Source organism: Clostridium aciditolerans, assembly GCF_016316925.1.
GTDB classification, from domain to species: domain Bacteria; phylum Bacillota; class Clostridia; order Clostridiales; family Clostridiaceae; genus Clostridium_AM; species Clostridium_AM aciditolerans.
On the sequence record NZ_JAEEGB010000007.1, the window covers coordinates 197,196 to 203,716 of the forward strand.

9 protein-coding genes are annotated in these 6,521 nt (G+C 31.8%); 3 read left to right on the forward strand and 6 right to left on the reverse strand.

Going from position 1 to position 6,521, the window contains the following annotated elements; all coding sequences use genetic code 11:
• Positions 1-23 precede the first annotated feature (23 nt).
• Both murQ and I6U51_RS08165 read right to left on the reverse strand, forming a co-directional pair.
• Positions 24-935, reverse strand: coding sequence for an N-acetylmuramic acid 6-phosphate etherase (gene murQ / locus I6U51_RS08160; protein ID WP_211142179.1), 912 nt, complete (start codon positions 933-935; stop codon positions 24-26).
• Positions 936-1,154: 219 nt separating this feature from the next.
• Positions 1,155-2,180, reverse strand: coding sequence for a homoserine dehydrogenase (locus I6U51_RS08165; RefSeq protein WP_211142180.1), 1,026 nt, complete (start codon positions 2,178-2,180; stop codon positions 1,155-1,157).
• 184 nt (positions 2,181-2,364) lie between these two features.
• Here I6U51_RS08165 and I6U51_RS08170 point away from each other — a divergent pair, with 184 nt between their 5' ends.
• The gene (locus I6U51_RS08170; RefSeq protein ID WP_211142181.1) at positions 2,365-2,880 is read left to right on the forward strand and encodes a hypothetical protein; all 516 of its coding nucleotides are present in this window, start codon (positions 2,365-2,367) and stop codon (positions 2,878-2,880) included.
• On the forward strand, positions 2,862-3,170 hold the full coding sequence (locus I6U51_RS08175; RefSeq protein ID WP_211142182.1) for a LiaI-LiaF-like domain-containing protein: 309 nt from the start codon (positions 2,862-2,864) through the stop codon (positions 3,168-3,170). The genes I6U51_RS08170 and I6U51_RS08175 overlap by 19 nt, the downstream gene beginning before the upstream one ends.
• 45 nt (positions 3,171-3,215) lie before the next feature.
• Here the strand turns inward: I6U51_RS08175 and I6U51_RS08180 are convergent, their stop codons facing one another.
• Together I6U51_RS08180 and I6U51_RS08185 are read right to left on the reverse strand one after the other, a co-directional pair.
• Positions 3,216-3,740, reverse strand: a complete 525-nt coding sequence (locus I6U51_RS08180; RefSeq protein ID WP_211142183.1) for a GNAT family N-acetyltransferase — start codon at positions 3,738-3,740, stop codon at positions 3,216-3,218.
• Positions 3,741-3,786: 46 nt separating this feature from the next.
• A complete protein-coding gene (locus tag I6U51_RS08185) occupies positions 3,787-4,302 on the reverse strand; it encodes a helix-turn-helix domain-containing protein (RefSeq protein WP_425489755.1) in 516 nt (171 codons plus the stop codon).
• Between the two features lie 157 nt (positions 4,303-4,459).
• On the opposite strand from I6U51_RS08185, the gene I6U51_RS08190 reads away from it, so the two are divergent.
• Positions 4,460-5,044 carry a LysE family transporter gene (locus tag I6U51_RS08190; protein WP_211142185.1) on the forward strand — a complete coding sequence of 195 codons (585 nt, stop codon included), beginning with the start codon at positions 4,460-4,462 and terminating at the stop codon, positions 5,042-5,044.
• A gap of 138 nt (positions 5,045-5,182) precedes the next feature.
• Here I6U51_RS08190 and I6U51_RS08195 read toward each other — a convergent pair whose 3' ends face one another.
• Both I6U51_RS08195 and I6U51_RS08200 read right to left on the reverse strand, forming a co-directional pair.
• Positions 5,183-5,728: a cysteine hydrolase family protein gene (locus I6U51_RS08195; RefSeq protein WP_211142186.1), complete on the reverse strand. Its 546-nt coding sequence runs from the start codon at positions 5,726-5,728 to the stop codon at positions 5,183-5,185.
• A 132-nt stretch (positions 5,729-5,860) separates the two neighbouring features.
• Positions 5,861-6,265 (reverse strand): YkvA family protein, encoded by a 405-nt coding sequence (locus I6U51_RS08200; protein WP_211142187.1) that lies wholly within the window; start codon positions 6,263-6,265, stop codon positions 5,861-5,863.
• Positions 6,266-6,521: the final 256 nt, after the last annotated feature.

A 6,521-nucleotide genomic window follows, 5' to 3' on the forward strand; every position in this document is an offset into this window, starting at 1 on the left:
AACTAATCCTCCTATTCTAATAATTATTTATTTATACTTTCTAAAGCCTTTGATATATACCCTTTATGTTTTTCTAACAAGTCTAAAGCATCCTTTCTTGAAAGCCCTGACTCAAGCATCAATATGGAAAGCTTTACATTATAGCTAGTTTGCTCCAGCACTTCTGTAGCTTTCTCTCTCGTTGCTCCTGTTGCTAAGGAAACTATTCTCTTAGCTCTCTCAACAAGTTTTTCATTAGAAGCCTTTACATCTACCATAAGGTTATTAAATACTTTTCCTATCTTAATCATTGATCCCGTAGTCAGCATATTTAATACCATTTTCTGTGCAGTCCCTGATTTCATTCTAGTAGAACCTATAATTACTTCTGGCCCTACAACAGGAGCTATAGAAATATCCACAAGTTTCGATATTTCTGAATTAGGATTACAGGTCACTCCTACAGTTACAGCTCCTAAGCTCTTTGCATATTTAAGTCCTCCTATAACATAGGGAGTTCTTCCGCTAGCTGCAAGTCCAACTAAAACATCATCTTCTGAAAAATCGATGTTTTTTAGATCTTCTTCACAAAGCTCTAAGTTATCTTCTGCTCCTTCCTTCGCTCTAAATATAGCCTCATATCCACCTGCTATGATTGCATGTACCATATTTTCAGGTACACCGTAAGTAGGTGGACATTCTGAAGCATCTAGTATACCTAGTCTTCCGCTTGTCCCTGCACCTACATATATAAGTCTTCCACCCTTTTCAAAGGCCTTTGCTATTTCATCAACAGCTTTTGCTATATTTGGCAGTTCCTTTTGAACTTCTAAGGCTACTTTCTTGTCCTCCTCGTTTATCATAGTTAGCATTTCTAGTGTAGAAACTTTGTCTATATTATTAGTATTTTCATTAACTCCTTCTGTGACTAATTGTTCTAGGTTAATCCTTTTCAATGCTACCACCTCTGTTTCTGATTTACTTTATGATTTTATTATACACTTTTTGAAATATAATTTCAATAATGATTTTAAAATTTGAAATTATATTTCAAAAGTAATACAATTTTATATAAATACCAGTAATCAGAAATAATATATTCCTATATAATAAAACTAACTCAAAGCAATAAAAGACACCAAGTGTTAACTTAGCGTCTTTTATTGCTTTGAGCATTATACTCTAGCTACCCTACTAATATATATTATATCTCTTAATATAGAAGCTGTTGCAGCTGTAGTACCTGAAGCTCCCCCAATCAATGTTAGTTCCCCTAATGTATCTGAAATATATCTAACTGCCTTATTTTTGCCATCTACATTATAAAAAGGATGTTCTTTATCTACCTTTTCTAATTTAACAAGCATATTTAATTCTTTTTCAACTCTAGATGTTCGTCCAATAAGCTTATATCTCTTTCCTTCTTTTAATGCATTTTCTATATCATATGGCGTCAAGTTTGTAATTCCCTCTACTTTTATATCAGACAAATTTTTTTCTTCTTTCATAATTACATTTGTAAGTATAAGCAGTTTAAATGCAGTATCCCATCCTTCTACATCAAAGCTAGGGTTGGCTTCTGATATTCCGAAATCCTTTGCTTTTTTCAGTGCAATATCATAAGTACAACCAGTGTCCTCCATCTCTTTCAGAATGTAGTTTGTTGTACCATTAAAAACACCTTCTATAGAAGAAATTTCTGAGCCAGCCATTTCTATTACTCCTCCATTGACAGAAGGTAACGCTCCCCCACAAGTACATCCTATTCCTAAATGCACGCCATTTTCTCCCGCCATCTTTTCTAGTTTCTTATACCTCTGTATAATTGGTCCTTTGTTTCCTGTAACCACATGTATTTTATTCTCTAATGCTTTTAAAATATAGCTCAGCGCTGGCTCTCCAGTTTCCTTATTAGTAGATGTTAACTCTATCATTAAATCTATATCTTTTCTTTCTAGCATAAAATCAGGGGTAATTTTTTTATTTTCATCATAGTCTTCAATTATACTTTTTCCTCCGTTTGAAAAAGCTAATAATTTATTATAGCCTATTCCCTTTGGATTGTAGACTCCCCCTTTAGAATTAATAATATATACTATTTCGATATTAAGGCCTTCCTCTTTCAACATCGAACTCTTATCTACAATTAGTTTTGTAAAAGCTTTACCTACTCCACCATATCCAATTAACCCAATCCTCATATTATTTTTCTCCTTTTCATTTCCGTCTCTAATCCTCATTTTACTTAATTTGCGATTTTGTGTAAACATATGCACTAGTTTAGAATTTAAGAATAATTTAAGAAATTACTTACATTTATTTTAAGATTTACCTAGTAAACTAATTATGTGATTAGGAATTATTTAATACAAGGAGTGATTTAATTTGAAACATTCAAAAAGGGTTGCCACATTTTTTTCATTAGTGCCGGGAGCAGGCCATATGTATTTAGGCCTTACACGTCAAGGCATTCAGCTTATGGTATTATTCTTCTCTACTTTTTTTATAGCTGCTTCTTTTGATTTGCAATTTTTAGCAGTTTTTCTTCCTGTAATCTGGTTTTACAGTATTTTTGATACAAGAAGCAAAAGTTTAAGTGAAGATCCTTTGCCAAACACTAATTTACCTATTTTTTCTGATGTAAATTCTATGGATGACATCTTTAAAAATAAACCTGCTGAAAAGTATATTGCTTATATCTTAATCCTTATGGGAGTTCTTTCACTAATAAATAATATTGCACTACCTATATTAAGAGATTATTTCGATTATAGAATAATTTTGTATGTTAAATCTCTTATAATATCTTTCATCTTTATTGTTATTGGCTGTACGCTTCTGAAGAGCAAAAAAGTCAGCATAAAGAAGAGTGGTGATGAATTATGCAGTCAAGAAGAGTAGGAACTTTGACTCTAGGCATTGTATTAATCTCTATAGGAGTAATATTCTTTTTATCCACCTTTTTTAATTTATCCTTTGAAAAAGAAATTTTAAAATTTTGGCCTTTGATTCTTATATCTTTAGGCATCGAAATACTGGTGCTGAATAGCTTGGCAGTAAGACAAAAACTATATGTAAAATACGATCTTATAAGTCTATTTTTAATCGTTGTTGTGTTATTTTTGTCTTTTGGCACTTATGCCTTTAGCAATTTTGTTTTATCGAAGAGCTTTTACCACCAAATAATGTAATTAAAGAGAGAGTGTCTCATCATAACTAAATGCGACACTCTCTTCTTATAATTTCAGTATCATATGTATATCATAGGGTTCTAATTCATATAATTCTTCATTTATTTCATCTGTTATTTTTGCACCTGCTGCAAAGTAAAACTCTACTGTATTTTTGAACGGTGTAGCCGATATATATAGACTTTTCGCACCTAATTCTTCTGCTTTCTTAGATAGCAAATTCACTAAATTTTTACCTATACCTTTTTTTCGATAATTGCTGCTTATATACAGCATATCGAGTTTAAGTTGATCATTATTTCTACCAATAAACTTACTTTCCAAAGCCCCTAAGCCTACTATTTGATCATTATTAAATGCACCATATATGGTTCCATTTCTTTCATATATATCATACAATCTATTAATATAATCATTGAGTTCCTCTAAATTCCAACCCTCTATATTATAAAATTCATTTCCTATTTCGAGTTTATTATTTTTAAAGTAATAAACTTCGTTTACTATTTCTTTTCTATCAATTTCACCTAATAGTTTAAGTTCTGATTTTTCAAGTAACCTATAGTTCAAAGTAATCAACTCACTTCCCTATCGAATTAATTTTATCAATAAACTTCTATACCGGATAATAAATAACCATAGTTAATGAGCAAGTCGTATCATCATTATTCTTATATGAATGAGTACTATCTGCCTTAAATCGTATGGAATTATCCTCTGTTACAACAAAATCTTCGCCATTTATACTGATAGTAAGCTTACCAGAAGATATCGTAATGAATTCCTGTGTACCTTGTTGGTGAGCTTCCGTAGATAGATAACCATCAGTATCAATCTCAAGAGAATACATTTCAAATCGTCTTGCACTGTCAAATGGGAACACAGGAAATATCCTTACCCTGCCGTTATCCTCAACAAGTGGCTCCACCTGAGATTTATCCACGACTTCTAAATCGGCTTCTGGCATACTCATAAGCTCAGTACATGATACTTTAAGTCCATTTGCAATCTTCCATATCGTTGACACAGTAGGATTTACTTCACAACGTTCAATTTGACCGAGCATACTTTTGCTTACACTGGTTAGTTTTGAGACCTTATCAAGACTAAGCTTCTTTTTATCACGAAACATTTTTAAGTTTTCAGCAATAATAAAATTAAGTTTATCCAAAAATTTCCCTCCAACTCATTGACAGTATAATGCACAAATGATATTATTATACTGCACAATGCAATATATTGTTCTTTTTGTGTATTATATCATACAATGATGGGGGAGGTAAACACTTATGCCAAATTTTGCTGCATTTTTATCCTACATCCTTATTTCAAACTTTTCACCAGGGCCAAATAACATTATATCAATGTCAAATGCCAGTAGGTACGGATTTAAAAAAAGCTTAATGTTTAATGTAGGAGTATTCTCTGGCGTATTTATTCTAGTCGCTCTATGTAGTGCTTTTAGTATGGCACTTTACAATCTTATTCCATCAATCAAATCAATCATGTCCTATATTGGCGCAGCCTATATACTATGGCTTGCATGGAAAACCTATAAAAGCAAACCTCAAAGCGAGGAAAAGAACCAAAAACATACAAACACACTTTTATCTGGACTGCTTCTACAGTTCGTCAATCCAAATTCTATAATTTACTGTGTTACAACCGTTTCAACCTTTGTTGTACCCTATTACAAATCTGTTCCAATGCTTTCAGTTTTTTCTATGCTTCTTGCTTTCGCTGCTTTGGTAGCAACCTGCTGCTGGTCGTTGTTTGGCTCCTTATTCCAAAAGTTCCTTATAAAAAATTATAAGGTTGTTAACACTGTTCTGGCGCTATTGCTCGTATATTGTGCAGTTTCACTGTTTCTTTAATTAACGGCTCTGTTAAATTAAACTACTAATTATATATTAAAATATGTAGCCCATTTGGGGCTACATATTTATTCACAGTACATGAGGTTTGCTAATTAGCTTTAAATAATTACGTTATCCTACACTCGAATAGAGGCCTTAGAATTCTACTTTTTCTGTTTCTTTTAATTCAGCAAAGGAAACCTGTCCGCCTATTATTCTATTGTGATGTTCAATAATTTGAGATGCTGAAAGAATATCTGAATCATAAGTACTATGCCCGTCGCTAACAAGTACATTTTTATACCCCAGGCTAAATGCACATCTGCATGTGGTATCTACACAAAACTCTGTCTGAACTCCTGTTATTACTAACTTATTGACACCTAAAGCTTTTAATTTTTCATGTAAGCTTGTATTATAGAAAGGATCTGCATGATATTTTAGGATTATCATATCATCTTCTTTTGGCTTAATCTGAGGATGAATTTCCCACAAAGGAGTTCCCTTTGCTATAAATGAATCATCACCTTCAGTATACTGAACATAGATTATAGGTGTATCCGAGTTTCGTGCTTTTTCAATTAAAGTATTAATATTGTTTAGTAGTTGCTCACTATTAAACAGCTTTTTCCCATCATACTTTTCTCGTACAAAATGTACTACTTGGACATCAACAATTAAAAGAGCAGTATCTTTACTCATTTACACTTCCTCCCTTTGGTTATAAAGTAAAATTATACGAATTATTTTACAATTATATCACACTTTTCATAGGCTATACCACTATTCACTCTAATGCTTTAAATCTTTTATTCGTATTTTCGATTTTATCCTTTAAATTATCTTTATTAAAATATAACTGAATAATATAATCCAAATACATATTATAATACATCCAGCAACCCAATTTTTAGGCTTACCCTCATTAAAAATATTTTCTGATTGTTGTCTGCATTCATTCATAATATCACTTGGTATTAGTTTTATAGCAAAATTAATACCAAGTGGTATTATAATCAAATCATCAAGATATCCCAAGACAGGTATAAAATCAGGTATTAAGTCAATTGGACTTAAAGCATAGCCAACTACCAGTACTGAAACCAATTTTGCATAAAAAGGTACGTCAGGTCTTTTATATGCCAAATATAATGCTCCAATCTCCTTTTTCACTTTTTTAACTTTTTGCTTAATCATGGAAAACCAAATTTTAAACCTTTTATTTAATTTATCTTTCATAAAGCACCTCAAAATTGACCAATTAAAATTCTGAATTAACAATTTAGCTACTATCTCAAAAATTTGTTTTTTATCAAGTGATTCTTAGGTTCAGATGGAGTTTGCTTATAAGGATGACTTTCTCCATCTGAACCTTATTAACAGTATTCTTAGTGTCTTTAGCACTTAGAATACGTTATCCTTTAGGGGAAGAACTTATCCAGGCGCGTAGCAGTGCTTATCCCTCAGTTAAGCAGAGAGCCTAAATCTTAAGCAG

What these genes read in the sequence shown, in the direction of transcription:
- I6U51_RS08165 (WP_211142180.1), bottom strand. Translation starts at nt 2,180, where the DNA reads ATGAGGATTGGGTTAATTGGATATGGTGGAGTAGGTAAAGCTTTTACA.
- I6U51_RS08175 (WP_211142182.1), top strand. Translation starts at nt 2,862, where the DNA reads ATGCAGTCAAGAAGAGTAGGAACTTTGACTCTAGGCATTGTATTAATC.
- I6U51_RS08185 (WP_425489755.1), bottom strand. Translation starts at nt 4,302, where the DNA reads ATGTTTCGTGATAAAAAGAAGCTTAGTCTTGATAAGGTCTCAAAACTA.
- I6U51_RS08190 (WP_211142185.1), top strand. Translation starts at nt 4,460, where the DNA reads ATGCCAAATTTTGCTGCATTTTTATCCTACATCCTTATTTCAAACTTT.
- I6U51_RS08195 (WP_211142186.1), bottom strand. Translation starts at nt 5,728, where the DNA reads ATGAGTAAAGATACTGCTCTTTTAATTGTTGATGTCCAAGTAGTACAT.
- I6U51_RS08200 (WP_211142187.1), bottom strand. Translation starts at nt 6,265, where the DNA reads ATGAAAGATAAATTAAATAAAAGGTTTAAAATTTGGTTTTCCATGATT.